This window comes from Micromonospora kangleipakensis (genome assembly GCF_004217615.1).
GTDB classification, from domain to species: Bacteria; Actinomycetota; Actinomycetes; order Mycobacteriales; family Micromonosporaceae; genus Micromonospora; species Micromonospora kangleipakensis.
Genome location: NZ_SHLD01000001.1, coordinates 2,630,876 through 2,656,618, shown reverse-complemented (window position 1 = coordinate 2,656,618; position 25,743 = coordinate 2,630,876). Strand labels below are relative to the sequence as shown.

Genomic DNA, 25,743 nt, shown 5'->3' with positions numbered 1-25,743 from the left:
TCGCACTCACCCTGCCACCTCTTCCGTCCGCCTGCCGGCCAGGTCCGCCGAATCCCGCCGCCCGGCGGCGTCGGCCGGGGCCGGGACCAGCCCGGCGTGCCCGCCGGTCGATCCGTGCCCGCCGGCGCCGCGCCGGGACGCGGGCAGCTCGGCCACCGGCTGGAACTCGGCCCGCGCCACCCGCTGCACGACGAGCTGCGCGATCCGGTCGCCACGGCTGATCTTCGCCGGCACGTCCCGATCATGATTGATCAGGTTGACCATGATCTCACCCCGGTAGCCGGCGTCGACCGTACCGGGCGCGTTCAGCACCGTCACGCCGAGCCTGGCCGCCAGCCCCGACCGGGGGTGGACCAGCCCGACGTACCCCTCCGGCAGCGCGAGCGCCACCCCGGTGGGGACCAGGGCCCGCCCGCCGGGCGGCAGCTCGACGTCCGCGGCGGCCACCAGGTCCGCGCCGGCGTCGCCGGGATGGGCGTACGCCGGCAGCGGCAGCTCCGGGTCGAGCTGCCGTACGGGCACGGGTACGACGTCTGTCACGGTCTTCCTCTTCCGTCCGGTCCTCGGGTGACCCTGCCATCCTGCCGGTTGGCGGGCCGGTCGTGCGCCGTACCCTCGAACTGTGAGCCTGTCGCCATCCCCGTCGTCCGCCCCGGCCCCGTCGGCGGCGCCCCCGGCGTACGCCGAGCGGCTCGGCCTGCCCTGGTGGTACTGGCTGGCCGGGCTCGGCCTGGCCGGGCTGCTCGCCACCGAGCTCTGGATGGGCGCCACCGGGCTGCGCTCCTGGCTGCCCTTCGTGCTGCTGCTGCCGGCGGCGGTGGCCGCCCTGTGGTGGCTGGGCCGGATCCGGGTCGCCGTCCACGACGGCGAGCTGCGGGTGGACGACGCCCGCCTGCCGGTGCGGTTCGTCGCCGACGCCGTCCCGCTGGACGCCGCCGGCCGCCGCGAGGTGCTCGGCGTGGGGGCCGACCCGCTCGCCTTCGTCGTGCAGCGACCCTGGGTCGGCGGCGCGGTCCAGGTGGTGCTGGACGACCCGGCCGACCCGACCCCGTTCTGGGTGGTCAGCTCCCGGCACCCGGTCGAGCTGGCGGCCGCGATCATGGCGGCCCGCGACGCCGCCTGAACGGATCGTCCCGATCCGGGCGCCCCGGCCGGGCCGCGCCCGGCGCCGGAGCCCGGGGCTCAGGGCAGCGCGGGCCGCGCTCCGGGCAGCTCGCGCCCCTTCCTCCGCAGGTCCTTGCGGAGCTCGTCGGCCACGGCCAGGGTGGTCCGGCGGTTGAGATAACTGGCCACCGCGGCACCGGTGAGGAAGGGCCCGAGCGTGGTCAGGTTACGGCCGAAGCGCTTGAGCAGGGTGTCCCGCAGCTGCTTGCGGGTGCCGTTGGCGAGCACGGCGCTCACCCCCACCCCCGGCATCATCGGGTTGATCCCCCGCCCGCTGGCCCAGGACTGCACCAGGGCGACGGTGCGCTGGGTGCCACCGGTGGGCAACGGCACACCGTAGACCTCGTGCAGCTCGCCGATCAGCTTCAGCTCGATCGCGGCGACGGCGACGGTCTCGGCGGCCAGCAGCACGGGTGCGGAGAGCAGGGTCGGGGTGACGGCCCACTCGACCGTGGCGACGCCGCCACCGGCGGCACCGACCCCGGCGGTGGCCCGGGCGGCGTTGCGGATCAGCCGATCGGCCAACGCCTCGTCGTCGAGCCCGGGGATGTGCCGGCGCAGGGTGGCCAGGTCCCGGATCGGCACGCGCGGGGCGACGTCGGAGACGGTATCCACCATCCAGCCGACGGCGGCCTTCGGCTTGAACAGGTCGGCGAGCCCGCGGGCTCGCGCCTGTTTGAGCGCCTGGTTGACCAGCCGGGTGAGCAGCTGCCGCCGGCGGGTCGGCTCGATGTCGTCCGCGGTCAGCGCAGCCACGGTGGCGCCGAGCTGGTCGGCGTCATCATCCCGCACATCCCGCCCAGCCACGACACCACCGGCGGTGACCGGTGCGCCGGGCCTGCCCGAGGCGTGGGAACTGGTCACCGGAGCCTGCCCGGGACGCCCGTCGGTGTCTTCGGCGCCGGGTCCACCAGCCCGCTCGCTGCGCTCGCTCACCCGTCCGACCTCCCGGAGTTCCGCCGGCATCGAAACCGCCCATTACGAGTCAAGCAGCTTCCCGCCGCCGCCGCACGGCGACTCGAACAGCGGCGGCCCCGTCGTGGAGGCCGCCGCCGGTGACACGCGTCGCGGTCAGACGCACTCGCGGCAGATCAGCTCGCCGTTGCGCTCGACCGCCAGCTGGCTGCGGTGGTGGACCAGGAAGCAGCGGGCGCACCGGAACTCGTCCTGCTGCATCGGTAGGACCTTGACCGTGAGCTCCTCGTCGGCCAGGTCGGCGCCGGGCAGCTCGAAGCTCTCGGCCACCTCGGCCTCGTCGACGTCCACGGCGCCCGACTGTGAGTCGACCCGCCGGGCCTTGAGCTCTTCGAGGCTGTCCTCGCCGAGGTCGACCTCGTCGCGACGCGGGGCGTCGTAGTCGGTGGCCATCGGTTTCACTCTCCCATATCGATATGGTCGCTTCCGGTTGTAACGCCGGGCGACGCTGTTTCGGTTCCACTGGCCGGCCACCATTTGTGTCGGTCACCCGACCCCAGGACCGGTGAGCCGAGTCCGCCAGAGAAACTCCCCAGCAAGCGCGGAACCTACCCCCCCTTTGGGCGAGGCATGTATACCGCCCTCGCGCCAGAGATGTACGCCCCTGCGCCCGAAGTTGTTCCCAATGTGACTCAGGCGACACGAAGATAGGGGTAGTAGTACCCGGTTCCCGGATGGCGCGCCGGCATGTCGGACTGTTTCCACGCGACGGCCGGACAACCGTTAACCTCAGCGGCGTACTCGACGGCCGGCGGGGCGGCCCGACCGCCAAGCGGCCGCCGCCACCCAACACGTCCGGGGAGCGCCCAGATGAGTTTTGCGCGAGTGCGGGCACTCGTTGTCGTCGGTCTGCTGGCGGTCCTCGCCCTGGTCTTCGTCGTCGTCGCCCTGGTACGCGACAGCCAGGGCAAGGTGGGCACGGCGGAGGGCTGCCCCGACGGCTGGCCGCTGGCCGACGTGACCCTGCGCGAGCCGAAGGACGTCAAAATCAACGTCTACAACGCCACCGACGAGGCGGGCCTGGCCGGCAGCGTGGCCGACGACTTCCGCAACCGTAAGTTCCAGGTCAAGAAGGAAGGCAACGCCGCGAAGGGCGTCGACGACGTCGCCGTGCTCCGTTTCGGGCCGAAGGGCGTCGGCTCCGCGCACCTGCTGCGGGCCTATTTTCTGAACAACGCCGAGCGGGCGTACGACCCGAAGCGCAAGGACGACACGGTCGACGTGGTCCTGGGCAACGGCTTCCAGCAGTTGGCCACCACCACCGAGGTCAACCAGTCCCTCGGTGACCTCGGCTCGCCGGTGGCGCCTCCCGGCTCCTGCCCCATGCCGGTCGACGACAAGTAATCCCGCTTCCGCCCCCGCCGTGCTCGGCGGGGGCGGTTGATCGACTCAAGGTCGGCGACGTGCGGTGTCGGACGGGCCGGGTCACGCCGATGTCCCCGACGTGGAGTTGATCAGGGGCCGCCGGATGCGTCCAGGGCGGCCAGCCGGGTGTGCAGCGGCGCGAACAGCGCCGGCGGCGCGGCGATGACCAGGTCGGGGCCGGCGGGCCGGCCCTCCAGTCCGGCCACCCGCAGCCCCGCCTCGGTGGCGACCAGCCCGCCGGCCGCCTGGTCCCAGGCCGCCAGCCCCTTCTCGTAGTAGGCGTCGACCCGGCCCTCGGCGGCCAGGCAGAGGTCCAGCGCCGCCGCACCCATCCGGCGGATGTCCCGGACGTGCGGGATCAGCTCGGCGAGCACCCGGGCCTGGTGCGCCCGCCGGCCGGGGTCGTACCCGAAGCCGGTGGCGACCAGCGCCTGGCCCAGGTCGGTCTCGGTGGAGCAGCGCAGCCGCTCGCCGTCCCGCCAGGCGCCGCCGCCCGCGGTGGCGGTCCACTCCTCGCCGGTGGCCACGTTGCGGACCACGCCGGCGACCACCTCCCCGTCCACCTCGGCGGCGAGGGAGACCGCGCAGTACGGCAGCCCGTACAGGTAGTTCACGGTGCCGTCGATGGGGTCGACGATCCAGCGGACCCCGCCCGCCTCGACCGGCCCGGTCTCCCCCGCGCCGTACTCCTCGCCGAGCACCGCGTCGTCCGGGCGGAGCTTGCGCAGGGCGTCGAGCACCTGCCGCTCCACGGCCCGGTCGGCGGCGGTGACCACGTCGGTGACCGTGCTCTTGGTCGCGGCGACCGAAACCCCCTCGGCCCGCATCCGGTGCGCGGTGGCGGCCGCGTCCCGGGCGACGTCGATCGCGATCTCCAGCAGTTCCTGCGTCGGCGGCGCCGAGCGGATCATGGTTTGTCCCCTTCCCGTGCGACCGGGGATTCCCGGGTCGCGCGCGGGTATCATCCTTACAAAGGGCCCAATCGGCGGTCCGAATGGCCGGTACGCCGTGCGGCGCAGGATGATCGCGGCAGACGGCGTTACAATTCACCCTGCCCACGCGCCACGGACCGCCAGCGACCGGTCGGTTCGGGACACGGGGGTCCCTCAACGACATCGCCCGGCACGGCGTTCCGTGCTGCGCCGGACGACCCGGCCGTGCTCGCTCTTCGCCTCCGGAAGGTCATTCGTGACAGAACCCCGCCAGAACGGCGCCGACGTTCGCTCGCTCACCGACACCCTGATCGCCCACGCGCAGAGCGCCGGCGGCCAGCTCACGTCGGCCCAGCTCGCGCGCACTGTCGAGTCCGCTGAGGTGACCCCGGCCCAGGCCAAGAAGATCCTGCGCGCGCTCTCCGAGGCGGGCGTGACGGTGGTCGTGGACGGCTCCGCCAGCACCCGCCGCCGGGTGGCCGCCGCCCGCTCCGCCACGCCGGCGTCCCGGGCCACCACCGCCAAGACCACCAAGAAGGCCGCCGCGCCCGCCCCGAAGCAGGCGCCCGCCGCCGACGAGGCCCCGGCCCCCGCCCCGCGGAAGGCGACCGCGCGCAAGGCCGCCGGCACCACCGCCGAGGTGGCGGCCAAGGCCGCCGCGCCGGCCAAGGCCACCAAGGCGACCCGGGCCACCAAGGCGACCGTGGCCGCGAAGACCGCCGCCAAGTCGACCAAGGCGGGCGCCAAGGGTGAGGGCGCCGAGGGTGAGATCGACCCGGAGGAGCTCGCCGCCGCGATCGAGGACGTGGTGGTCGAGGAGCCGGCCGCGCTGACCCAGGCCGCCGAGACCGACGCCGCCGCCTCCGCGACCGACAACGACTTCGAGTGGGACGACGAGGAGTCCGAGGCGCTGAAGCAGGCGCGCCGGGACGCCGAGCTGACCGCCTCCGCCGACTCCGTCCGGGCGTACCTGAAGCAGATCGGCAAGGTGCCGCTGCTCAACGCCGAGCAGGAGGTCGAGCTCGCCAAGCGGATCGAGGCCGGCCTCTACGCCGCCGAGCGGCTGCGCGCGGCCGAGGAGGGTGAGGAGAAGCTCACCCGCGAGATGCAGCGCGACCTGGGCTGGATCTCCCGCGACGGCGAGCGCGCCAAGAACCACCTGCTGGAGGCGAACCTCCGGCTGGTCGTCTCGCTGGCCAAGCGGTACACCGGTCGCGGCATGGCCTTCCTGGACCTGATCCAGGAGGGCAACCTCGGCCTGATCCGCGCGGTCGAGAAGTTCGACTACACCAAGGGCTACAAGTTCTCCACCTACGCCACCTGGTGGATCCGCCAGGCCATCACCCGCGCCATGGCCGACCAGGCCCGCACCATCCGCATCCCGGTGCACATGGTCGAGGTGATCAACAAGCTCGGCCGGATCCAGCGCGAGCTGCTCCAGGACCTGGGCCGCGAGCCCACCCCGGAGGAGCTGGCCAAGGAGATGGACATCACACCGGAGAAGGTGCTGGAGATCCAGCAGTACGCCCGGGAGCCCATCTCGCTCGACCAGACCATCGGTGACGAGGGCGACAGCCAGCTCGGCGACTTCATCGAGGATTCGGAGGCCGTGGTCGCGGTCGACGCGGTCTCGTTCTCGCTGCTGCAGGACCAGCTCCAGCAGGTGCTGCAGACGCTCTCCGAGCGTGAGGCGGGCGTGGTACGCCTGCGCTTCGGCCTGACCGACGGCCAGCCGCGTACCCTGGACGAGATCGGCCAGGTGTACGGCGTGACCCGGGAACGCATCCGGCAGATCGAGTCCAAGACCATGTCCAAGTTGCGGCACCCGTCGCGCTCCCAGGTACTCCGCGACTACCTGGACTGACCCATTCACGTCAACAAGTCGTGTCGCTTTGATCACCAGCCGTACAACACTCGATGGTGATCGGTCGGTTGCCCGTTTGTGATCGTTGACGTGGCACCCTTGGTGCACGGCACACTGTCTCCACGCCATGTGTGACCTCGGTCCCCCGCGGGCACACAGGGAAGGCAGGGCCCGACAAGGATGTTGCACGATAGGTGAGCAACGACCGAAGAGAGTGTTCATCGGTGACGACCAGAGGAGGAAGGCGATGACCCCGACCCTCACGCCGCCGCCCGAGACGGTGGCTCCCCCAGCCGCCGATGAACGGTGCGACCGCTGCAATGCTGCCGGCAAGCTCCGGATCACTCTGGCGGGTGGGAGCGAGCTGGTGTTCTGTGGGCACCACGCGAACAAGTACGCGGAGGATCTCGTGAAGATCACCGTGCGGTACGCGACGGACCCCGAGTTCAGCTGGCGTGGCGCCGATCTGATGGCGAACTGAAACCGCACAACCACGACATAGCCGGCCGGAGGCCCCCACGGGGAGCCTCCGGCCGGCTTTTCGTGCGCTGCCCATCTCAGCGCGGACGGCCGGAGCGGGACGGTGCGGGCCGGCCGGGTCCGCTGGGGTGGGTGGGTCAGAGGGTCTGGACGGTGGCGATGCGCTCTTCGAGCTGCTCGATCGTCGCCTGGGCGCTGGGCGGGCCGCCGCAGAGCCGGCGCAGCTCGGCGTGGATCTTGCCGTGCGGCTGGCCGGTGCGGTGGTGGCGGGCCGCCACCAGGGCGTTCAGCTGGCGCCGCAGGGCCACCCGGCGCTGGGCGGCGCTCATCGGCGGCGGCGCCGCCGCGGGGCTCTCAGCGGCCGGCTCAGCGGTCCGGGTGGCCGTCCGGCGGCGCCGGGCGGCGAGCTGCTCGGCCTGCCGCTTGGTGAGCAGCAGGGAGACCTGGTCCGCGGTGAGCAGCCCCGGGAGGCCGAGGTACTCCTCCTCCTCCGGGGTGCCGGCCTGGGCCGTGGTGCCGAAGGACGCGCCGTCGAAGATCACCTGGTCCAGCTCGGCGGTGGCGGAGAGCGCCGCGAAGCGCTTCTCCAGCTCCCCGCTGGCCTGGTCGTCGCGCTGGGCGCGCTCCAGCAGGTCGTCGTCGAAGCCCTCGTTGTCCTTGGGCTTGCCGAGCACGTGGTCCCGCTCGGCCTCCATCTCGCTGGCCAGCCCGAGCAGGTGCGGCACGCTCGGCAGGAAGACCGAGGCGGTCTCCCCGGGGCGGCGGGCCCGGACAAAGCGGCCGATCGCCTGGGCGAAGTAGAGCGGCGTGCTGGCGCTGGTGGCGTAGACGCCGACGGCCAGGCGGGGGATGTCGACGCCCTCGGAGACCATCCGGACCGCGACCAGCCAACGCTGCTCGGACGCCGCGAACGTCGCGATCCGCGCGGACGCGCCCTGGTCGTCGGAGAGCACCACCGCGGCCTTCTCGCCGGTCACCTGCTCGATCAGCTTGGCGTACGAGCGGGCGGTCTGCTGGTCGCTGGCGATGATCAGGCCGCCCGCGTCGGCCATCCCGGCGTTGCGCAGCACGGTCAGCCGGGCGTCGGCCGCGCGCAGCACCTGCGGCATCCAGTCCCCGGCCGGGTCCAGGGCGGTACGCCAGGCCTGCGCGACCAGGTCCTGGGTCATCGGCTCGCCCAGCCGGGCGGCCAGCTCCTCGCCGGCGTTGGTGCGCCACCGGGTCTCCCCGGAGTACGCCAGGAAGAGCACCGGCCGGACCACGCCTTCGCGCAGCGCGTCGGAGTAGCCGTAGACCGAGTCGGCGCGGGACCGCAGCAGCCCGTCCCCGCCCCGCTCGTAGCTGACGAACGGGATCGGGTTGTCGTCGGAGCGGAACGGCGTACCGGTGAGCATCAGCCGGCGTACGGCGGGCTCGAAGGCGGCCTTGACCCCGTCGCCCCAGGACCGGGAGTCGCCGGCGTGGTGGATCTCGTCGAGGATGACCAGGGTGCGCCGGGTCATGGTGCGCCGGCGGTGCACCTGCGGCGCCATCCCGACCTGGGCGTAGGTGACGACCGCGCCGTGGAAGTCGGCCGAGGAGTGCAGGTCGGCGTTGCGGAACGCGGCGTCGAGCTGGATGCCGACCCGGGCGGCCGAGGTGGCCCACTGGGTCTTCAGGTGCTCGGTCGGGGCGACCACGGTGACCGCCTCGACGGTGCCGTCGGCGAGCAGCTCGGCGGCGATCCGCAGGGCGAAGGTGGTCTTACCGGCACCGGGGGTGGCGACCGCGGTGAAGTCCTCGGTCCGGCGGCGCAGGTACTCCACCAGCGCCTTGCGTTGCCAGGCACGCAGGGGCGGGAACGTCTCGAGCGCCGGCGTCCGGGCTGCCACGCGAAGGCTCCTCTCCGACCGCACCAAGGGCGGACCCGGGCCGAGGGGCACGGGTACCGCCGCCCATGAAAACGCCTCCGCGCAGAAGATCCCGCGAAGGCCGACTCAGCATAACCAGCGCGGCCGGTTCGGCCCAGGCGACGCCACGCTGGTCACATCCGCGACCCCCGCCACCCCGGCCCCGGCCGGCTCAGCCCTGCGGGCCGCGGGTGCCGGTGCGCGGCGGGCGCGTGGTGGGCACCGGGGCGGACCAGCGCCGGCGCAGCGAGATCAGGCGCAGCGCGAAGACGACGAGCGCCGCCGCGGTCAACGGCGCCGCGGTCGCGTGTCCGTACGTCGACAGCAGGGCCACCACGATCGACCCGGCGAGCGCCGCCACCGCGTAGATCTCCCGGCGCAGCACCACCGGGATCTCGGCGGTGAGCAGGTCCCGGCCGAGCCCGCCGCCGATCGCGGTGAGCATGCCGATCATGCAGGCGCCGACCGCCGGCACGTGGGCCTCCAGGGCCTTGAGCGTGCCGGTGACGGTGAACAGCCCGAGGCCGGCCGCGTCGAGCACCAGCACGGTGGTGCGCAGCCGGGCGAGCTGCGGGTGGAGCCGGAAGACGGCGGCGGCGACGACCGCCGCGGTGATCGCGTACCGCCAGTCGGCGAAGGCCAGCGGCGGCACTTCGTCGATCACCAGGTCGCGGAAGATGCCGCCGCCGAGCGCGGCGACGACCCCGACGAAGACCACACCGAAGAGATCCAGCCGCTTGGCCACCGCCGCGGAGGCCCCCGAGGCGGCGAAGACGGCCACTCCGGTCAGGTCGGCGAAGAGCAGGGCGGTGGAGGTGGTCACCGCCGCAGGCTACGTGGGCGGCCGGGGCGACCGCCCGGCATCACTCGTGGTACGAGTCGTAGATCTCCTTGCACTTCGGGCAGACCGGCGAACCGGGCTTGGCCGCCTTGGTCACCGGGAACGTCTCGCCGCAGAGCGCCACGACGTAAGTGCCCATGACGGCACTCTCGGCGATCTTCTCCTTGCGCACGTAGTGGAACATCTCAGGACCGGTGTCGGCGTCCTTCAGTTCCGGACGCTCGAGAATCTGTGTGCTCACGTCTACACCTCCAACCTTTCCAGTTTCGCAGGTCGTCCGGGGCCGGTCCACCGCAGGCCGCCGGGACGGCGGCGGTACCGTAACGGAAGTGACCAGCTTTCACATCCGTTTCGGCACCGAGGTGGCCGACGCCCTGCGCGCCGGGCGTCCCGTCGTCGCCCTGGAGAGCACCATCGTCTCGCACGGCCTCCCCCGGCCCGACAACCTGCTGGTCGCCCGGCAGATCGAGCAGGCGGTAAGGGACGCCGGCGCGGTTCCGGCCACCATCGGCATGGTCGGCGGCGAGCTGGTGGTGGGCCTGGACGACGCCCAGCTGACCCGACTCGCCACCGTCGACGGGGTGAGCAAGCTCTCCGTACGCGATCTGGCGGTGGCCGCCGCGACCGGCGCGGACGGTGCCACCACCGTGGCCGCGACCAGCGCGGTGGCCGCGGCCGCCGGGATCGGCGTCTTCGCCACCGGCGGCCTGGGCGGGGTGCATCGGGAAGCCGCGCAGACCTTCGACGAGTCGGCCGACCTGGTCACCCTGGCCCGGACGCCGATCGCGGTGGTCTGCGCGGGGGTGAAGTCGATCCTCGACGTGGGCGCGACGCTGGAGCGGCTGGAGACGCTCGGCGTCGGCGTGGTCGGCTACCGCACCCGCCGCTTCCCCGGCTTCTACCTCACCGACGCCGGCTTCGACCTGGACTGGTCGGTGAACTCGCCGGAGCAGGTGGCCGACGTGCTGGCCGCCCGGGCGGCGCAGGGCCTGCACCACGGTGGGCTGATCGTGGCCAACCCGCTCCCCGTCGACGAGCAGCTCGACCCGGAGCTGCACGACCGGACCCTCGCCGAGGGTCTGGCCATGCTGGCCCACGACGCGGTGACCGGCAAGGCCGTGACGCCGTTCCTGCTGGCCCACTTCCACTCCGCCACCCAGGGCGCCAGCCTCGCGGTGAACGTCCGGATCATCCTGCGCAACGCCGACCTGGCCGCCCGGATCGCCGTCGCCGCCGCCCGTCGTCCCGCCGCCGCGGCATGAACCACCGGTCCCGCATCCTCGTCGTCGGTGACGTGATCACCGACGTGGTGGCGGTGCTCTCCGGGCCGCTGGCGACCGGCTCGGACACCGGCGCCGAGATCCGCTTCAGCGGCGGCGGGCAGGCGGCCAACACGGCCGCCTGGATCGCCGCCCAGGGGGTGGACGTGACGCTGGTCGGCGCGGTCGGCGACGACGAGGCGGGACGCGACCGGGTGGCCGAGCTGACCCGGATCGGCGTCGACTGCGCGGTGGAGCCCCACGAGGGCTACCCGACCGGCACGGTCATCGTGCTCGCCACCGACGCCGAGCGGACCATGGTCAGCCAGCGCGGGGCGAACCTGCGACTGAGCGCCGCGCACGTCGACCGCGCCCTGGCCGGGGCGCCCGACGCCGGCCACCTGCACCTGTCCGCGTACACCCTGCTGGACGCCGAGTCGCGCGGCGCGGGACTGCGGGCGCTGGCCGCCGCCCGCGAGCGCGGGCTCACCACCAGCGTCGACGCGGCCTCCGCGGCGCCGCTGCGGCGGGTCGGCGCGGCGGCCTTCCTGACCTGGGTACGCGACGTCGACCTGTTGCTGGTGAACACGGACGAGGCGACGGTGCTGGCCGGCGGGCTGGACCCGGCGGCGCAGGCGCGGGCGCTCTCGGCGGCGGCCCGCCGGGTGGTGGTCAAGCGGGGCGCGGCCGGCGCGGTCTGGGTGGACCGGGACGCCACGGTCAGCGTGGCGGCGGCCCGTCGGGTGGCGGTGGTGGACGTGACCGGGGCCGGGGACGCCTTCGCCGCCGGCCTGCTCACGGCCTGGCTGGCCGGCGCGGACCCGCGCGCCGCGCTCAACCGCGCGGCGGACCTCGGCGCCACCGCCGTCGCCACGGTCGGCGCCCGCCCCACCCCCTGACCCCGCCGCCCGACGTGCGGGATCGCGGCGATCAGGGCTCGACGTCGATGATCTTGTGGGGGCGTTCCTCGGCGGTCAGGCTCATCGGCGGGGTCTCGTCGCGGTGGCGGTGGCGGAGCTTGTTGGCGAGACGGTGCTCGTCCTTGGGCGGCCGGTCGTTGGCCAGCAGCACCGCCAGCCAGGGGATGAGCACCATCCCGAGGCCGAGCAGCGGCAGCCAGAGCCAGAGCAGGGGTGCCTTCGCGACGACCAGGACGGCACCGACCACCAGGCACGCCACCCGGATGCCCATCATCAGCACGTAACGCTTCTGCCGGCTGTTGAGCTGGTCGTTCTGGCTGCGCGAGGCGTCGGTGATCAGGATCGGCTGGTACGCCTGACGCTTCACCACGGACCTCCTCGAGGGGATTACGCCCCATCCTGTCACCCGCAGCCGTTGATCAGCGAAAATCGAGCCATCCCGTTCGCGTGTTACGGCCGTGGTACGCTCCCCTCGTGGGCAGCCGGTTCAGCTTCACCGACGAGGCGTTGGCCAACATCCGGGTCTACGACGTCACACCCGGGGAAGTCTGGGAGGCCCTGCACAGCACGCGCCGGGTCATCCGGCACCTCGGCGACGACGTGATGGTCGTCTACGCGGTGTCCCACCGGGGGCGACGACTCGCCGTGCTGCTCGCCGAGGCCGACGGCACCGACCACGACTGGGACGTCCTGTCCGCGCGCGAGCTGAGCGACGTCGAGGCGAAGCGCTACGACGAGGCGGTACGGAGATCTCGCCGATGAGGAGGCGGTCACGATGGACCGGAACGAGGCGACCAAGCGTTTCCACGGCGGCGACGACGCGCTGGCCGAGCTGATCGACGAGAGCCAGCCGGCGGAGCTGCCCACCCCCGACACCGACGTGCCCATGGTCAGCCGCTCGGTGCGCCTCCCGCTGGAGACGTACGAGCGGGTCCGGGCCGCCGCCGACGCCCGCGGCATCGGGGTGACCACCCTGATGCGACAGTGGATCGAGGCGGGCCTGGCCGACCTGGACGACTCGGCGACCGTTTCCCTCGCCGACGTGCGGCGGGCGCTGGCCGCGCTCTCCCGCCCCACCGCTGCCTGACCGCCCCGTCAGATCGGCGGCGCGGGCTGCTCCGGCGGCCGGCCCCGGGCCCGCAGCGCGTCGGCCGCGGCGATCCCACCCAGCACCGCCGTGGTCGCCGCGCCGACCGCCAGCGGAGGCAGCCGGATGACCAGGGGCACCATCGCCACCAGCACGACGAGACCGACCAGCCGGGACCGGGACACCCGGCCGAACACCTCGTACTCGAAACGCGCCCGGCCGAGCACGAAGAGCGCCGGACCGCCGATGATCACGGTGAGCCAGGCCGGATCGGTGTGCCCACCGGGATGGCCGATGACGAGTTCGTAGCCGACGGCGGCGGCGACGATGCCGGCCACCATGACCAGGTGGGTGTACGTCGCCGACTCGGCGAGCCGGCCGGGTCGCGCCGACCCGGCCACCGCCTCCACCAGCACCGTGCCGGCCCGGTAGAAGTAGATCCGCCAGAGCAGCGCGGTGCTCGCGAACGTGATGGCGAAGGCCACCCACTGGGCGGCCGCGAACTCGCTCATGCTGAAGCCGAATCCGCTGATCAGGATCATCTCGCCCAGCGCGATGATGGTGAACTGCTGGTAGCGCTCGGCCAGGTGCTCGCCGGTGACCGGCCAGGAGGAGGCGGGCGACCGGCCCCGTCCGGGCAGCGGCCAGCCCAGCCGGGCCGCGCCGTAGTCGATGATCACCGCGACGGTCCAGAACACCCCGCGGGCGTCGTTGTGCACCAGCGCTCCGGCGATCCACGGCACCGCCGACACCACCGCCCAGACGAGGATCCGGCCGGCGACGTGCCGCTCCGGATGGTGCCGCATCGCCACCGTGAGGAAGAGGGGACGGCCGACCTGGACGGCCACGTAGCCGATCGCGAAGGAGAGGCCCCGGGTGTCGAACGCCTCCGGCAGCGACACCGCCATCACCATGCTGGCGAACATCGAGCCCGCCACGACCAGTTGGATCTCCGGCCGCTCGGGGTTGTACCGGCTGGTCGTCCAGGTGGTCAGCGACCAGACCATCCAGAGGGCGAGCAGGAGCAGCAGCGTCTGCCCCGCCTCGGGCAGGAAGACCCGCCGCTCCACCGTGAAGTCGTCGACCAGCCGGTTCGACACCCGGGTGAGCGCGAAGACGAAGGCGACGTCGAAGAAGAGCTCCAGGAACGTGGCCCGCGGCGAGGTCGCCTTGCCGCGGAGGAGCTCCTCCCCCCGTTGATCCGCCATCCCCGCCCGCCGTCGTCGCCTGAGGTTCTCAACGACGGGGACGGGCGGGCGTTGCGTCAGCCCTTCGCGGCCTTGGCCGCCGCCTTCATCTGCTGCTTGTACTCGCGCACCTGGCGCAGCGACTCCGGGTCGGTCACGTCGGCCACGGACCGGCGGGCGTCCGGCTCGCCGTACCCGCCCGCGGCCTCCCGCCAGCCGTCCGGGGTCACCCCGTACCGCTTGCCGAGCAGGGCCACGAAGATCTGCGCCTTCTGCTTCCCGAAGCCGGGCAGCTCACCGACCCGACGCAGCAGTTCGCGGCCGTCGGCGACGTCCGCCCAGAGCCGGGTCGGGTCGCCGTCGTAACGGTCGACGAGGACCTGGCAGACCTCCTGCACCCGGGCCGCCATCGCCTTCGGGAACCGGTGCAGGGCCGGCGGCTGGGCGAAGAGTTCGACCAGGGCCTCCGGGGCGTACCCGGCCAGCTCGCGGGCGTCCGGCTCGTGACCGAGCCGCTGGGTCAGCACGTACGGCGAGGAGAACGCCTTCTCCATCGGCACCTGCTGGTCGAGCACCATGCCGAGGAGCAGCGCCAGCGGGCTGCGCGCCAGCAGCCGGTTGGCCTCCGGATCGATGGGCAGCGAGAGCGTCATGCTCCCCATCCTGCCGCCTCCGCGGTGCGTCGGCCGCGCCGACTCCCCGAGGCAATACGCGACCGGCCCGGCGGACAGGGGTCGGGTCCGCCGGTGGAGACAGTGGCCGATACCTACGGGCCACGGTATGGATGTCCCGGGTGCCGGCCGATCCGCACCGGTCGCGAGGCAGGATGGCGACGTGGAACACGACATGCTGCTCTCCCCCGCCGGAGTCGAGGCGCTGCGCACCGCGCTGACCCGGGCGGACTTCACCTCGAACGGCATCGCCGGCCGGCTCGGTTCGCAGGCCACCGGCGCGGTGGCCCGCAACGACTTCCGGGCCGCGCTGCGCGCCACCGAGGACCGCGACCCGCTCGCCACCCTGATCCGGGTGTTCATCTGCGACCAGACCGAGCCGGCGGCGGCGGTGGCCGCCGCGCTCGCGCCGCTGACCGTCGAGGAGGCCCTCGCCGGCGGGATCGTCGAGCGGCACGGCGACGGCCTGCGCGCCGGCGTCGACCTGGAGCCGTACGGGGACGAGTGGTGGGTGCTCGCCGACGTGCCGGCCAGCGCCCGGCCCGGGAAGCCGCTGCACGCCGAGCACGTGCTGGGCATCGGCGGCGCCACCCAGACGCTGATCGGCGCGACCGTCCGCCGCCCGGTGGAGACCGCGCTGGACCTGGGCACCGGCTCCGGAGTGCAGGCGCTGCACCTGGCCACCCACGCCCGGACGGTCACCGCGACCGACGTCTCCGAGCGGGCGCTGCGCTTCGCCGCCACCACCGCCGCACTCAACGGCCAGGACTGGGAGCTGCTCCGCGGCGACCTGGTCGCCCCGGTCGCCGGCCGCCGCTTCGACCTGGTGGTGAGCAACCCGCCGTTCGTGGTCGGGCCGGGCACCACCACCCACGTCTACCGGGACTCCGGGCGGGTCGGCGACGCGATCGGCGCCGAACTGGCCGCCGCCGCGCCGCACCTGCTCACCGCGGGTGGCACCATGCAGTACCTGGCCAACTGGGTGCACGTCACCGGTGAGGAGTGGAACGAGCGGGTGGCCGGCTGGTTCGCCGGCACGGGGCTGGACGCCTGGGTGATCCAGCGCGAGGTGGCCGACCCGATGGCGTACGTCAACCTGTGGCTCACCGACGTCGGCGAGGCCGCCGATCCGCAGCGGATGGCGGCCTGGCTGGACTGGTTCGACGCGCACAAGGTGGAGGCGATCGGCTTCGGCATCGTCTCGCTGCGCCGCTCCGGCCACGACCAGCCGGCGGTCCGGGTGGAGGACCTGCGCCAGCGGGTGGAGCCGCCGATGGGGGACCAGATCGCCGCCTGGTTCGACCGCCAGGACTGGCTCCGGGCACGCGACACCGACGCGCTGCTCGCCGCGCGTTACCGGGCCGCCGAGGGGCTCCAGCTCCGGCAGGAGGCCACCATGGGCGACGAGGGCTGGGCGGTGGACCGGCAGGTGCTCGCCATGCCGCACGGGCTGCGCTGGTCGGAGGAGATCGACCCGCTGGTGCTCGCCCTGGTCGGCGGGGCCGACGGCCGGCTGCCACTGCGCGACCAGCTCGCCCTGCTCGCCGTCGCGCACGACGTCGCCCCCCAGGAGCTGGCCGAGGCGGCCGGCCCGATCGTGGCGCACCTGGTCGAGCGCGGCATCATCGAGCCGGTGGCCGACTGATGCGGGCGGTCGTGCAGACGGTCAGCCGGGCCAGCGTGACCGTCGACGGCGAGGTGGTCGGTGAGATCGCCGACGGCCTGCTGGTGCTGCTAGGGGTGACCCACGCCGACACCCCGCACCTCGCCGCCACGATGGCCCGCAAGATCCACGAGCTGCGCATCCTGGACGAGGAGCGCAGCGCCGCCGACACCGGCGCCCCGATCCTGGTGGTCAGCCAGTTCACCCTCTACGGCGACGCCCGCAAGGGCAGAAGGCCGAGCTGGACTGCGGCAGCCCCGGCAGAGGTCGCCGAACCCCTGGTGACGGCGGTCGTCGAGGCGCTGCGCGCCCGCGGCGCCAAGGTCGAGACCGGCCGCTTCCGCGCCCACATGCTGGTGGAGAGCGTCAACGTGGGCCCCCGCACCCTCCTCCTCGACCTCTGACCCACCCACCCTTCCCCCGCCCTTCCCCCGCCCCGCCCCGCCCCGCCCCGCCTCCCCGGTGATCATGAAGTTATTGCCCTGACCCGCCGATGCGGACGGCAACAACTTCATGATCAACGCGGCTGACGCGCGCGGGGGTGGTCAGGAGAAGAGGCCGCGGCGCTGGATGGACTGGCGGAGCCAGCCGTCGAGCTGGGCGGTCCAGTCCGTACGGTCGACCGTGGCGTGGTCGACCGTGAAGCGGCCGAAGGCGTCGCGGCCCTCGGTGAAGAGGCCGCCCCGCCTGTCGATCTCCAGCACCACCTGCACCTGCTGCGGATCGGTGACGAAGGTGACCTCCAGCTGGTTGATCGCGCGGGCGTACTGCGGCGCGGGGTGGAACTCGATCTCCTGGTAGAACGGCAGGCTCTGCCGTACGCCGTAGATGTGCCCGCGCTCCACGTCGGCCCGGGCGAACCGGAAGCCCAGCCGCAGCAGCGCCTCCAGCAGCCGCTCCTGGGCCGGCAGCGGGTGCACCGCCACCGGGTCCAGGTCCCCGGAGTCGACCGCCCGGGCCACCTCCAGCTCGGTACGCAGCCCCATCGTCATCCCGTGCAGGTGCTGGCCGTACAGGTCGGTCAGCGGCGTCTCCCACGGCACGTCGAACCGGAACGGGATGTCGTACCGCTGCCCCGCCTCCAGCCGGAACGGCCCGGTGACCTGACGGCGGCCGAACTCCTGGTTGGTGTCGTAATCGGAGTCCCCGCTCTCCACCTCGACCCGGGTCATCAGGCCGAGGGCCACATAGGAGACGTCCACCCCGTGGTCGCCGCCGACCACCTGGATCCGGCCCTCCAGGTGCCCACCCGGGCGGCAGTTCGGGTCGGCCAGCACCGTCTCCACCGAGGGGCCACCCACACCCATCGCCTGCATGAGCCGCTTGAAGACCACCACGTCCTCCGATCGCCTGTGCTGCCGGGCCCCGGTGGCCGGCCGCTGGCACGGTAACCGGGTCGGGCAACCGACACCCGACGTTCCGTCGGTATTGCTGTCGGTTCCCCGATCGCCTCACTCCCGTTTCACGCCCCGACCGCCAAGCTGTTCTCACCGGCACCACCGCGCCGGCACGCGGTACGGAATCCGGTACGCGGCACGAAGGACACGGGGAGAGACAGAGATGGCCCTTCAGATGATCGAGCACCAGACCCGCCCGGCTGCCACCGTCGACGCCGAGCCCGGCCCCGACACCCTGACCGATCTGGACGCCACCGACGAGCGCGGCGTCTCCACCGACCTGGTCCGGGCGTACCTGAACGGCATCGGCCGCACCAAGCTGCTCACCGCCGCGCAGGAGGTCGAGCTCAGCAAGCGGATCGAGGCCGGCCTCTTCGCCGAGGAGAAGCTCTCCACCTGCACCCCGGTCTCCGTCGAACTGCGGGCCGACCTGGCGCTGATCGTGGCGGAGGGCCGCGCCGCCAAGAACCACCTGCTGGAGGCGAACCTGCGGCTGGTGGTGAGCATCGCCAAGCGGTACACCGGTCGCGGCATGGCCTTCCTGGACCTGATCCAGGAGGGCAACCTCGGCCTGATCCGCGCGGTCGAGAAGTTCGACTACACCAAGGGCTACAAGTTCTCCACCTACGCCACCTGGTGGATCCGCCAGGCCATCACCCGCGCCATGGCCGACCAGGCCCGCACCATCCGCATCCCGGTGCACATGGTCGAGCAGGTCAACCGGATGGTCCGGGCCCGCCGGGAACTGTCGGTCTCGCTGGGCCGGGAGCCCACCGTCGCCGAGGTCGCCGCCGCGCTGGGCGTCCCCGAGTTCCAGGTGATCGAGCTGATCTCGTACGACCGGGAGCCGGTCAGCCTGGACCAGGCGGTCGGCGACGACGGGGAGAGCGCGCTCGGTGACTTCGTCGCCGCGGTGGACCCGCGCGCGGAGCCGGGCGACGCCGCCGCCAACGGCGAGCTGCGCAACGAGGTCCGGATCGTGCTGGCCACCCTCTCCCAGCGGGAGCAGGCGGTGATCCGGCTCCGGTTCGGCCTGGACGACGGCCGGCAGCGCACCCTCGACGAGGTGGGCCGGGAGTTCGGCCTGTCCCGGGAGCGGATCCGGCAGATCGAGAAGGTGACCCTGCTCAAGCTGCGCGCCCCGGAGCGGGCGAACCGCCTGGAGGCGTACGCCTGCTGATCCATCCGGACGCGGAGGCCCCGGCGGTTCGCCGGGGCCTCCGCCGTGTGGCGCCCTTGACTCTCCGCTCCGGTCGGGCAGGGTACGAAGGCATGAACTGGACCCTGGAAGTGGTGGTGGTGCCGGTCTCCGACGTGGACCGGGCCAAGGAGTTCTACGCCGACCGCCTCGGCTTCGCCGTCGACCACGACACCCGGATCGGCGACGACATACGGATCGTGCAGCTCACTCCCCCGGGCTCGGGCTGTTCGATCGTGATCGGCACCGGCGCGGTCCCGGACATGCCACCGGGCTCGCTCAAGGGGCTCCAACTGGTCGTGCCGGACCTGGAGAAGGCCCGCGCGGAGCTGGTCGAGCGGGGCGTCGACGTCAGCGAGATCCAGGTGGTGGGGCGCAACCCCCGCCCGGTGCCGCACCCCCTCGACAACGTCGGCTTCGTCTTCTTCACCGACCCGGACGGCAACGGCTGGGCGGTGCAGCAGATCTCCAGCCGCGGCTGACGCCGACCGTCAGAGGCGGCGCGGACCGGTGTCGGGACGGGGAGCCTCGAGGCCGGTGCGGACGGTGGCGTGCAGCACAGAGATGCCGTCCGGGCGGGCCAGCACCGGGTTGAGGGTCAGCGAGCGGACCCGGGGCTGCTCGTCGGCGAACCGGCCGACCCGCAGCAGCAGGTCGACCAGGGCGGCCCGGTCCACCGGGGCGGCGGCCCGGTGGCCGCGCAGCAGCGGCGCGGCCCGGGGCTCGTCGACCAGCTCGGCGGCGTCCCGGTCGGTCAGCGGCACGGCCCGCCAGGCCCGGTCGCCGAGCAGCTCGGTGGCGACGCCGCCGAGCCCGAAGCCGACCACCGGCCCGAACGCCGGATCCTCCATCAGCTCCACCACGCAGGCCACGCCGGGCGGGACCATCGGCTGGACCAGCACGTCCGGGCCGAAGACCGGGGCCATCTCCGCGTACGCCCGGCGCAGCGCCGCCGCGTCGGCCAGGTCGAGGCGGACCGCGCCGAGGTCCAGGCGGTGCCGCAGGCCGGGCGCGGCGGCCTTCAACGCCACCGGCCAGCCGAGCCGCCCGGCGACCTCGACCGCCTCGTCGGCCGTCCGCGCCGGCGCGGACTCCACCACGTCGATCCCGTACGCCCGCAGCAGCGCCGCCGGATCGGCGCCGTCGGCCCGGAACGCGGCCTGAACGGCGGCCTGGTCGACCCGGTCCAGTTCGGGCAGCACGCCGGGCGGCCGGCGCAGCCAGTCGGCGTACGTGGTGACCCGCGCGAGGGCCCGGACCGCCTCCTCCACGCTCGGGTACGCCGGCACCCCGGCGGGCACCCGTCCGGCCAGGAACGTCGCCACCACCGGCTTGCCGGCGGCGAGCGCGTCGGGCAGGGCGGCGGTGAAGTCGGCGTCCGGGTCGGCGAGCTGGCCGGGCAGCGGCGGAGCGAAGACCGCCACCACCGCGTCCACGCCCTCGTCGGCGGCGGAGGCGGCGAGGGCGGCGGCGTACTCGGCGGCGCCGGCCCGGGGGCCCACGTCGCGCGGGTACCCGTCGGCGACGGTGAGGCCCTGGCCGGCGCAGGCGGTGGCGGCCAGCCCGGTCAGCGCCGACGAGTTGCCCACCACGGCGACCCGGCGGCCGGCGGGCAGCGGCTGGTGGGCCAGGAGCACGCCCACGTCGAGCAGCTCGGCGACGGTGTCCACCCGGATCACCCCGGACTGGGCGAAGAGGGCGCTGACCGCGGCGGCGTCCAGGGCCGGCGCATCGCCGACGCCCGGCGGCCGGGCCAGCGAGGCGAGCGCCACCACCGGCTTGCTCCGGCCGATCCGACGGGCCAGCCGGGCGAACTTGCGCGGGTTGCCGAAGGTCTCCAGGTAGAGGGTGATGACGTCGGTGCCCGGGTCGTCCTGCCAGTACTGGAGCAGGTCGTTGCCGGAGACGTCGGCGCGGTTGCCGGCCGAGACGAAGCTGGACAGGCCCAGCCCGCGCCGGGACGCCTCGGCGAGCAGCGCCACCCCGAACGCGCCGGACTGGCTGAAGATCCCCACCCGGCCGGGGGCGGGCAGCACCGGGGCGAGGGTGGCGTTGAGGCGTACCGCGCCGTCGGTGTTGGCGACGCCGAGACAGTTCGGGCCGACCACCCGCATGCCGGCCAGGTGGGCGGCGCGGACCAGGGCCCGCTGGGCGGCCGCCCCCTCCGGCCCGGCCTCGGCGAAGCCGGCGGAGATGACGACCAGGCCGTGCGCGCCGGCCTTCGCGGCGTCGGCGACCACCTCGGTCACCGCCTCCGGGGCCACCGCGACGACCGCCAGGTCGATGTCGAGCCCGGCGTCGGCCGCCGACGGGTACGCGGGCAGCCCGGCCACCGTCGACGCGGTGGGGTGCACCGGCACGATCGCCCCGGTGAACCCGCCGTCGCGCAGGTGCCCGAGCACCGCCGCGCCGACGCCCTGGCCGGTGGCGCTGGCCCCGTAGACGGCGATGCCGCGGGGGGCGAGCAGCCGGGCGATCGAGCGGGACTCGGTGCGGTGCTCCCGGCCGCGCTGCACCTCCAGGGTCGCCTCGGTGGGGGCGATCGGGAAGCTCAGGTGCACCACGCCGTCGGCGTACTGGCGCTGGACCTGGTAGCCGAAGTCGGAGAAGACCCGCAGCATCGCCCCGTTGGCCGGCAACACCTCGGCGACGAAGTGCACGATGCCGAACCGGCGGGCCGTGTCGGCCAGGTGCTCCAGCAGCACCGAGCCGATGCCCCGCCCCTGGTACTCGTCCTCGACCACGAAGGCCACCTCGGCCTCCGGGGAACCGGGGCCGAGCCGCTCGTACCGGCCGACGGCCACGATCCGCCCGCCGGCCAGCACCACGAACGCCTCCCGGTCTTGGTGGTCGACGTTGACGAAACGCTGCAGGTCCCGCTCGGGGATGCGCGGGTACGGCGAGAAGTAGCGCAGGTAGCGGGTGCGCTCGGAGAACCGCGAGTGCATCGCCACGATCGCCGGGGCGTCGTCCGGGCGGATCTGGCGCAGCTGGACGGTCGTCCCGTCGCTGAGCAGCACATCCACCGGTTGTTCGACAGTGGTCACCGGTCGGTCCTCCCCCACCGCCGGCTCAGTCCCGGGGATCGTGCGGGTCGAGCCCCAGCAGCGGGAAGACCGCCCGGCGGCTGGCCGCGATGGCCCGGTCCACCGCGTTCGGCTCGCCGGTCGGCTGCCACGGCTCGTACGACGGGTCGGCGTCGTCTGTCATCCGCAGCGGCACCTCCCGGCCCGGCCGCCGCGCGGCGGCCAGCTCGCGCCAGGCCGGCGGGGTGAGCCTGGCCGGGTCGATCGGCTCGCCGCTGGCGATCGCGAGCAGGTGGGTCCAGGCCCGGGGCACCACCTCGACCAGCGCGTACCCGCCGCCCCCGAAGGCCACCCAGCGGCCGTCGCAGAGCTCGTCGGCGAGCGCGCGCAGCGCCAGGTAGGTGGCCCGCTGCCCGTCCACGGACAGGTGCAGGTCGGCGAGCGGGTCCAGCCGGTGGCCGTCCGCCCCGCACTGGGTGACCAGCAGCTGGGGCCGGAACGCCCGCAGCACCGACGGCACGATCGCGTGGAAGGCACGCTGCCAGCCGGCGTCGCCGACCCCGGGCGGCAGCGGCACGTTGACCGCGCTGCCCTCCGCGCCCGCCCCGCCGGTCTCGTCGGGGAACCCGGTGCCGGGAAAGAGGGCGAGCGGGGTCTCGTGCAGGCTGATCGTGAGCACCCGCGGGTCCTGGTAGAAGATCTCCTGCACGCCGTCGCCGTGGTGCACATCCACGTCGACGTACGCGATCCGCTCGGCGCCGAGGTCGAGCAGGCGGGCGATGGCCACCGCCGGGTCGTTGTAGACGCAGAAGCCGGCGGCCCGGGTGGGCATCGCGTGGTGCAGGCCGCCGGCGACGTTGACCGCGCGGCGGGCGTCGCCGTGCCACACCGCTTCGGCCGCGGCCACGCTGGCCCCGGCGATCAGCGCGCTGGACTCGTGAATGCCGTCGAAGACGGGGTTGTCCGACGTACCGAGTCCGAAGCCGGCGAAGAGCGGGTCGCGCGGCGCGGCCCGGACCGCGTCCAGGTAACGGGGGTCGTGCACCCGGGTCAGCAGCGCGTCGTCGGCCGGCTCCGGTTTGACCAGGCGGACCCCGGGCCGGTCCAGCACGCCGAGCTCGCGGGCGAGCGCGATGGTCAGCTCGACCCGGACCGGGTCGAGGGGATGGTCACCCATGTCGTAGGCAAGGAGGGCCTCGTCCCACACCACCACCGTGTCGTCGGCCATGAGGTCATCGTCGCACGAGGCCCGACGGCCGCCCACCGCACGCGCTGCCTACCGGTCGGGTGTCTCCCCGGTGGCGACCGGCCGGGCCGGGTCGGCGACCCAGTTGCTCCAGGAGCCGACGTAGAGCGCGGCGTCCGGCCGGCCGGCGAGGTGCAGCGCGAGGACGGCCTGTGCGGCGGTCACCCCGGATCCGCAGTACGCCCCGACCGGCGCCGGGTCGGTCACGCCCGCCGCGGCGAACCGCTGTCGCAGCGCCTCGGCGGCCGGGAAGCGGCCGTCGCCGACGTACTCGGGGGCGGGGAGGTTCACCGCCCCCGGCACGTGCCCGGCGACCGGGTCGATCGGCTCGATCTCGCCCCGGTAGCGCGGCGCGGCGCGCACGTCGAGCAGCACCCCGGAGTCGGCGGCGGCGAGGCGGGCGGCCTCCCCGGCGTCGAGGACCGGCAGCGCGCCGGGTGCGACGGTGACGTCGCCGGGGGTCGGGGTGGGCGGCTCGGTGGAGGTGGGCAGGCCGGCGGCGACCCAGGCCGGGAAGCCGCCGTGCAGCAGGCGTACCGGGCGGTGCCCGGCCCAGCGCAGCGTCCACCAGGCGCGGGCGGCGGACATGCCGTCGCCGCCGTCGTACACCACGACGGGGTGACCGGCGCGGACGCCGGCGGCCCGCAGCGCGGCCTGGAGCGCGGCGGGGTCGGGCAGCGGGTGCCGGCCGGCGGCGCCGGGCCGGCCGCAGAGCTCGGTGTCCAGGTCGACGAAGACCGCGCCGGGCAGGTGGCCGGCGGCGTAGTCGTCCCGGCCGGGCGGGCCGACGAGCCGCCAGCGGACGTCGAGCAGGGTGGGCGGGTCGGTGCGGTCGAGCTCGGCGGCGAGCTGGTCCGCCTCGACCAGCAGCTCCTCGGTTCCGGACATGCGGTCCAGTCAACACCATCCGGGCAGCGACCTCGCTGTTCGCGGGCGACCGATCGGCGCGCCTCCGGGGTAGCATCGACCACCGGGAGGCCGCTGACGTGAAGCATGACCTGGTCGATACGACCGAGATGTACCTGCGCACCATCCTCGAGCTGGAGGAGGAGGGGGTGCCGCCGCTGCGTGCCCGGATCGCCGAGCGGCTGCGGCAGAGCGGTCCCACCGTCAGCCAGACCGTCGCCCGGATGGAGCGGGACGGCCTGCTCACCGTCGAGGGCGACCGGCACCTTTCGCTCACCGGGCTGGGCCGCAGCACCGCCGTCTCGGTGATGCGCAAGCACCGCCTGGCCGAGCTGCTGCTGGTCAACGTCATCGGGATGCCCTACGAGGAGGCCCACGAGGAGGCCTGCCGGTGGGAGCACGTGATGAGCGACGCGGTCGAGAAGCGGGTCTACGACCTGCTCAACCGGCCGACCCGCTCGCCGTACGGTAACCCGATCCCCGGGCTGGAGGAGCTGGGCAGCCCCGAGCAGCCCGAGGCCGAGGGCGCCGAGGCCGAGCGCAACCTGGCGTTCCCGGGCCTCTCCGGGCCGGTCGTGGTCCGGCGGATCTGCGAGAGCGTGCAGACCGACGCGGACGTGCTCCGGCAGCTGCACGCGGCGGGCGTGGACCCGGGCGCCACGGTGACCGTGGCCCAGGAGCGGGACGGCGTGTCGATCGACCGCTCCGGCGACCGGGTCCGGCTGCCCCGCGAGGTGGCCTCCCGGGTCTTCGTCGCCGCCCACTGACGTCCCGGCGGGCTCACATCCGTCGGGTGTCCACCGTCTTCGCCAGGGTGACCAGCTTGCCGGCCACCACCTCGGCGGCCGCCTCGTCGGCGCCGCGCGGGCAGGTCCAGCTCAGGGTGGCCAGCCGCCCGTCGGTGGCGAGCCAACCCACCTCGGCCGCCGGCCCGGCCTTCGCCGTCTTGGGCAGCGTGCGGCGGTAGGCGACCTGGCCGAGCTTGGTGACCTTCTTCGCCCCGTCGGGCAGGACGTCGAGGGTGAAGCTCGACTTGTCGATCGAGGTCTCGGTGACCGTGAGGGTCAGCTCCGGCAGGACGGCCTGCTCGGCCCGGACCACGCAGGTGTGGGTGTCCCCCCGGTCGCTGGCGGCCGCCACGTCGAACCGGCCGCCGGTGTGCTTCGCGATCGCCGCGTAGTCGAGCAGCCGGCAGGCGCCACCGGAGGAGGCCGCCGCCACCTCGACGGGCACCGGCTCCGCGGCGGGAACCGCCACCCGCTCGGCCTCCGCGGCGCAGCCGGCGGTCAGCACCACGGCCACCCCGGCGAGCCAGATCCGCCCGTGCACCCTTACCCCTCCTCGCCGGCGGATCCCCGCCGGATGTCCGTCGGACACCGTACGGGGTGCCCCGGGCGGGCGGAAGCCCTCAATCGTCCAGATACGGACAGTGCCGGCACCCTCGCCCACAGCAGGTGCCGCGCCGGACCAGAAAGCCGGCGCTGAGCACGAAGAGCCCGGTCGCCGGGTCGAGGTAGCCGGCTTCCCCGGCGGCCAGGGCCGCGGCGTGCGCGGCCAGGATCCGCGCCCGGTCAGGGTGGTCGGGCGAGAGCCGGATGGGGTGCGGCTCGGTCAACGGCCGATCCGCCAGCGGTCGTCGCTCTCCGGTCACCGGGCGAGTCTACGGAGCGCCG

At 74.0% G+C, this 25,743-nt stretch carries 29 protein-coding genes; 13 read left to right on the top strand and 16 right to left on the bottom strand.

Going from position 1 to position 25,743, the window contains the following annotated elements:
* Nucleotides 1–6: 6 nt before the first annotated feature.
* Nucleotides 7–540, bottom strand: coding sequence for a dUTP diphosphatase (gene dut / locus EV384_RS12895; protein WP_130333258.1), 534 nt, complete (start codon nucleotides 538–540; stop codon nucleotides 7–9).
* 82 nt (nucleotides 541–622) lie between these two features.
* Between dut and EV384_RS12890 the strand changes: the two genes are divergently transcribed.
* On the top strand, nucleotides 623–1,123 hold the full coding sequence (locus tag EV384_RS12890; RefSeq protein WP_130333256.1) for a DUF3093 domain-containing protein: 501 nt from the start codon (nucleotides 623–625) through the stop codon (nucleotides 1,121–1,123).
* Nucleotides 1,124–1,182: 59 nt separating this feature from the next.
* Here EV384_RS12890 and EV384_RS12885 read toward each other — a convergent pair whose 3' ends face one another.
* Both EV384_RS12885 and EV384_RS12880 read right to left on the bottom strand, forming a co-directional pair.
* Nucleotides 1,183–1,971, bottom strand: a complete 789-nt coding sequence (locus EV384_RS12885) for a hypothetical protein (protein ID WP_130333254.1) — start codon at nucleotides 1,969–1,971, stop codon at nucleotides 1,183–1,185.
* Between the two features lie 264 nt (nucleotides 1,972–2,235).
* Nucleotides 2,236–2,532, bottom strand: a complete 297-nt coding sequence (locus EV384_RS12880) for a DUF4193 domain-containing protein (RefSeq protein WP_007075406.1) — start codon at nucleotides 2,530–2,532, stop codon at nucleotides 2,236–2,238.
* 432 nt (nucleotides 2,533–2,964) lie between these two features.
* Here EV384_RS12880 and EV384_RS12875 point away from each other — a divergent pair, with 432 nt between their 5' ends.
* Nucleotides 2,965–3,483 (top strand): LytR C-terminal domain-containing protein, encoded by a 519-nt coding sequence (locus tag EV384_RS12875; RefSeq protein WP_207232585.1) that lies wholly within the window; start codon nucleotides 2,965–2,967, stop codon nucleotides 3,481–3,483.
* Nucleotides 3,484–3,593: 110 nt separating this feature from the next.
* Here EV384_RS12875 and EV384_RS12870 read toward each other — a convergent pair whose 3' ends face one another.
* The gene (locus EV384_RS12870; protein WP_130333250.1) at nucleotides 3,594–4,415 is read right to left on the bottom strand and encodes an inositol monophosphatase family protein; all 822 of its coding nucleotides are present in this window, start codon (nucleotides 4,413–4,415) and stop codon (nucleotides 3,594–3,596) included.
* A 277-nt stretch (nucleotides 4,416–4,692) separates the two neighbouring features.
* Between EV384_RS12870 and EV384_RS12865 the strand changes: the two genes are divergently transcribed.
* The gene (locus tag EV384_RS12865) at nucleotides 4,693–6,300 is read left to right on the top strand and encodes an RNA polymerase sigma factor (protein WP_130333248.1); all 1,608 of its coding nucleotides are present in this window, start codon (nucleotides 4,693–4,695) and stop codon (nucleotides 6,298–6,300) included.
* Between the two features lie 247 nt (nucleotides 6,301–6,547).
* Nucleotides 6,548–6,781 (top strand): DUF7455 domain-containing protein, encoded by a 234-nt coding sequence (locus EV384_RS12860; protein WP_036374862.1) that lies wholly within the window; start codon nucleotides 6,548–6,550, stop codon nucleotides 6,779–6,781.
* A gap of 136 nt (nucleotides 6,782–6,917) precedes the next feature.
* On the opposite strand, the gene EV384_RS12855 is transcribed toward EV384_RS12860, so the two are convergent.
* The 3 genes from EV384_RS12855 to EV384_RS12845 form a co-directional block, all read right to left on the bottom strand.
* On the bottom strand, nucleotides 6,918–8,651 hold the full coding sequence (locus EV384_RS12855) for a DEAD/DEAH box helicase (RefSeq protein ID WP_130333246.1): 1,734 nt from the start codon (nucleotides 8,649–8,651) through the stop codon (nucleotides 6,918–6,920).
* Nucleotides 8,652–8,841: 190 nt separating this feature from the next.
* Complete coding sequence (locus EV384_RS12850) at nucleotides 8,842–9,492, bottom strand: trimeric intracellular cation channel family protein (protein ID WP_130333244.1); 651 nt, start codon at nucleotides 9,490–9,492, stop codon at nucleotides 8,842–8,844.
* Nucleotides 9,493–9,532: 40 nt separating this feature from the next.
* Nucleotides 9,533–9,751, bottom strand: coding sequence for a DUF3039 domain-containing protein (locus EV384_RS12845; RefSeq protein ID WP_130333242.1), 219 nt, complete (start codon nucleotides 9,749–9,751; stop codon nucleotides 9,533–9,535).
* A gap of 88 nt (nucleotides 9,752–9,839) precedes the next feature.
* Between EV384_RS12845 and EV384_RS12840 the strand changes: the two genes are divergently transcribed.
* On the top strand, nucleotides 9,840–10,772 hold the full coding sequence (locus tag EV384_RS12840; protein ID WP_130333240.1) for a pseudouridine-5'-phosphate glycosidase: 933 nt from the start codon (nucleotides 9,840–9,842) through the stop codon (nucleotides 10,770–10,772).
* Entirely contained in the window at nucleotides 10,769–11,668 is a 900-nt protein-coding gene (locus EV384_RS12835; protein ID WP_130333238.1) for a carbohydrate kinase family protein, read from the top strand. Before EV384_RS12840 ends, EV384_RS12835 begins: the two co-directional genes overlap by 4 nt.
* Nucleotides 11,669–11,699: 31 nt before the next feature.
* Here EV384_RS12835 and EV384_RS12830 read toward each other — a convergent pair whose 3' ends face one another.
* Entirely contained in the window at nucleotides 11,700–12,059 is a 360-nt protein-coding gene (locus tag EV384_RS12830; RefSeq protein ID WP_207232308.1) for a DUF3099 domain-containing protein, read from the bottom strand.
* Between the two features lie 104 nt (nucleotides 12,060–12,163).
* On the opposite strand from EV384_RS12830, the gene EV384_RS12825 reads away from it, so the two are divergent.
* Both EV384_RS12825 and EV384_RS12820 read left to right on the top strand, forming a co-directional pair.
* A complete protein-coding gene (locus EV384_RS12825; protein ID WP_242624027.1) occupies nucleotides 12,164–12,451 on the top strand; it encodes a hypothetical protein in 288 nt (95 codons plus the stop codon).
* A gap of 13 nt (nucleotides 12,452–12,464) precedes the next feature.
* Entirely contained in the window at nucleotides 12,465–12,776 is a 312-nt protein-coding gene (locus EV384_RS12820) for a hypothetical protein (RefSeq protein WP_130333232.1), read from the top strand.
* An 8-nt stretch (nucleotides 12,777–12,784) separates the two neighbouring features.
* Here EV384_RS12820 and EV384_RS12815 read toward each other — a convergent pair whose 3' ends face one another.
* Nucleotides 12,785–13,984, bottom strand: a complete 1,200-nt coding sequence (locus EV384_RS12815; protein WP_130333230.1) for a low temperature requirement protein A — start codon at nucleotides 13,982–13,984, stop codon at nucleotides 12,785–12,787.
* Nucleotides 13,985–14,040: 56 nt separating this feature from the next.
* Nucleotides 14,041–14,625, bottom strand: a complete 585-nt coding sequence (locus EV384_RS12810) for an HhH-GPD-type base excision DNA repair protein (protein ID WP_130333228.1) — start codon at nucleotides 14,623–14,625, stop codon at nucleotides 14,041–14,043.
* Nucleotides 14,626–14,809: 184 nt separating this feature from the next.
* Between EV384_RS12810 and EV384_RS12805 the strand changes: the two genes are divergently transcribed.
* Nucleotides 14,810–16,279, top strand: a complete 1,470-nt coding sequence (locus EV384_RS12805; RefSeq protein WP_130340489.1) for a DUF7782 domain-containing protein — start codon at nucleotides 14,810–14,812, stop codon at nucleotides 16,277–16,279.
* The gene (gene dtd, locus EV384_RS12800; RefSeq protein ID WP_130333222.1) at nucleotides 16,279–16,701 is read left to right on the top strand and encodes a D-aminoacyl-tRNA deacylase; all 423 of its coding nucleotides are present in this window, start codon (nucleotides 16,279–16,281) and stop codon (nucleotides 16,699–16,701) included. The genes EV384_RS12805 and dtd overlap by 1 nt, the downstream gene beginning before the upstream one ends.
* Before the next feature lie 141 nt (nucleotides 16,702–16,842).
* Here the strand turns inward: dtd and EV384_RS12795 are convergent, their stop codons facing one another.
* Nucleotides 16,843–17,631: a sporulation protein gene (locus tag EV384_RS12795; protein WP_130333220.1), complete on the bottom strand. Its 789-nt coding sequence runs from the start codon at nucleotides 17,629–17,631 to the stop codon at nucleotides 16,843–16,845.
* Between the two features lie 226 nt (nucleotides 17,632–17,857).
* On the opposite strand from EV384_RS12795, the gene sigB reads away from it, so the two are divergent.
* A complete protein-coding gene (gene sigB / locus EV384_RS12790; RefSeq protein WP_423202895.1) occupies nucleotides 17,858–18,874 on the top strand; it encodes an RNA polymerase sigma factor SigB in 1,017 nt (338 codons plus the stop codon).
* Nucleotides 18,875–18,966: 92 nt separating this feature from the next.
* The gene (locus tag EV384_RS12785) at nucleotides 18,967–19,374 is read left to right on the top strand and encodes a VOC family protein (RefSeq protein WP_130333218.1); all 408 of its coding nucleotides are present in this window, start codon (nucleotides 18,967–18,969) and stop codon (nucleotides 19,372–19,374) included.
* 9 nt (nucleotides 19,375–19,383) lie between these two features.
* Here EV384_RS12785 and EV384_RS12780 read toward each other — a convergent pair whose 3' ends face one another.
* Genes EV384_RS12780 through EV384_RS12770 form a run of 3 tightly spaced genes read right to left on the bottom strand, consistent with a single transcriptional unit; the run spans nucleotide 19,384 to nucleotide 24,052 of the window.
* Complete coding sequence (locus EV384_RS12780) at nucleotides 19,384–21,939, bottom strand: bifunctional acetate--CoA ligase family protein/GNAT family N-acetyltransferase (protein ID WP_130333216.1); 2,556 nt, start codon at nucleotides 21,937–21,939, stop codon at nucleotides 19,384–19,386.
* A 25-nt stretch (nucleotides 21,940–21,964) separates the two neighbouring features.
* The gene (locus EV384_RS12775; RefSeq protein ID WP_130333214.1) at nucleotides 21,965–23,146 is read right to left on the bottom strand and encodes an acetoin utilization protein AcuC; all 1,182 of its coding nucleotides are present in this window, start codon (nucleotides 23,144–23,146) and stop codon (nucleotides 21,965–21,967) included.
* 48 nt (nucleotides 23,147–23,194) lie between these two features.
* A complete protein-coding gene (locus EV384_RS12770) occupies nucleotides 23,195–24,052 on the bottom strand; it encodes a sulfurtransferase (protein ID WP_130333212.1) in 858 nt (285 codons plus the stop codon).
* 98 nt (nucleotides 24,053–24,150) lie between these two features.
* Between EV384_RS12770 and EV384_RS12765 the strand changes: the two genes are divergently transcribed.
* Nucleotides 24,151–24,837 carry an iron-dependent transcriptional repressor DtxR gene (locus EV384_RS12765; RefSeq protein WP_130333210.1) on the top strand — a complete coding sequence of 229 codons (687 nt, stop codon included), beginning with the start codon at nucleotides 24,151–24,153 and terminating at the stop codon, nucleotides 24,835–24,837.
* A 13-nt stretch (nucleotides 24,838–24,850) separates the two neighbouring features.
* On the opposite strand, the gene EV384_RS12760 is transcribed toward EV384_RS12765, so the two are convergent.
* Both EV384_RS12760 and EV384_RS12755 read right to left on the bottom strand, forming a co-directional pair.
* The gene (locus EV384_RS12760; protein WP_130333208.1) at nucleotides 24,851–25,399 is read right to left on the bottom strand and encodes a hypothetical protein; all 549 of its coding nucleotides are present in this window, start codon (nucleotides 25,397–25,399) and stop codon (nucleotides 24,851–24,853) included.
* A 79-nt stretch (nucleotides 25,400–25,478) separates the two neighbouring features.
* Nucleotides 25,479–25,721 carry a DUF5522 domain-containing protein gene (locus EV384_RS12755; RefSeq protein ID WP_130333206.1) on the bottom strand — a complete coding sequence of 81 codons (243 nt, stop codon included), beginning with the start codon at nucleotides 25,719–25,721 and terminating at the stop codon, nucleotides 25,479–25,481.
* Nucleotides 25,722–25,743 lie beyond the last annotated feature (22 nt).

Coding starts and splice junctions, on each gene's coding strand:
- EV384_RS12815 (WP_130333230.1), bottom strand. CDS start 13,984: ATGGCGGATCAACGGGGGGAGGAGCTCCTCCGCGGCAAGGCGACCTCG.
- dtd (WP_130333222.1), top strand. CDS start 16,279: ATGCGGGCGGTCGTGCAGACGGTCAGCCGGGCCAGCGTGACCGTCGAC.
- EV384_RS12770 (WP_130333212.1), bottom strand. CDS start 24,052: ATGTCCGGAACCGAGGAGCTGCTGGTCGAGGCGGACCAGCTCGCCGCC.
- EV384_RS12785 (WP_130333218.1), top strand. CDS start 18,967: ATGAACTGGACCCTGGAAGTGGTGGTGGTGCCGGTCTCCGACGTGGAC.
- EV384_RS12820 (WP_130333232.1), top strand. CDS start 12,465: ATGGACCGGAACGAGGCGACCAAGCGTTTCCACGGCGGCGACGACGCG.
- EV384_RS12870 (WP_130333250.1), bottom strand. CDS start 4,415: ATGATCCGCTCGGCGCCGCCGACGCAGGAACTGCTGGAGATCGCGATC.
- EV384_RS12860 (WP_036374862.1), top strand. CDS start 6,548: ATGACCCCGACCCTCACGCCGCCGCCCGAGACGGTGGCTCCCCCAGCC.
- sigB (WP_423202895.1), top strand. CDS start 17,858: ATGGCCCTTCAGATGATCGAGCACCAGACCCGCCCGGCTGCCACCGTC.
- EV384_RS12805 (WP_130340489.1), top strand. CDS start 14,810: ATGCTGCTCTCCCCCGCCGGAGTCGAGGCGCTGCGCACCGCGCTGACC.
- EV384_RS12810 (WP_130333228.1), bottom strand. CDS start 14,625: ATGGGGAGCATGACGCTCTCGCTGCCCATCGATCCGGAGGCCAACCGG.
- EV384_RS12775 (WP_130333214.1), bottom strand. CDS start 23,146: ATGGCCGACGACACGGTGGTGGTGTGGGACGAGGCCCTCCTTGCCTAC.
- EV384_RS12880 (WP_007075406.1), bottom strand. CDS start 2,532: ATGGCCACCGACTACGACGCCCCGCGTCGCGACGAGGTCGACCTCGGC.
- EV384_RS12835 (WP_130333238.1), top strand. CDS start 10,769: ATGAACCACCGGTCCCGCATCCTCGTCGTCGGTGACGTGATCACCGAC.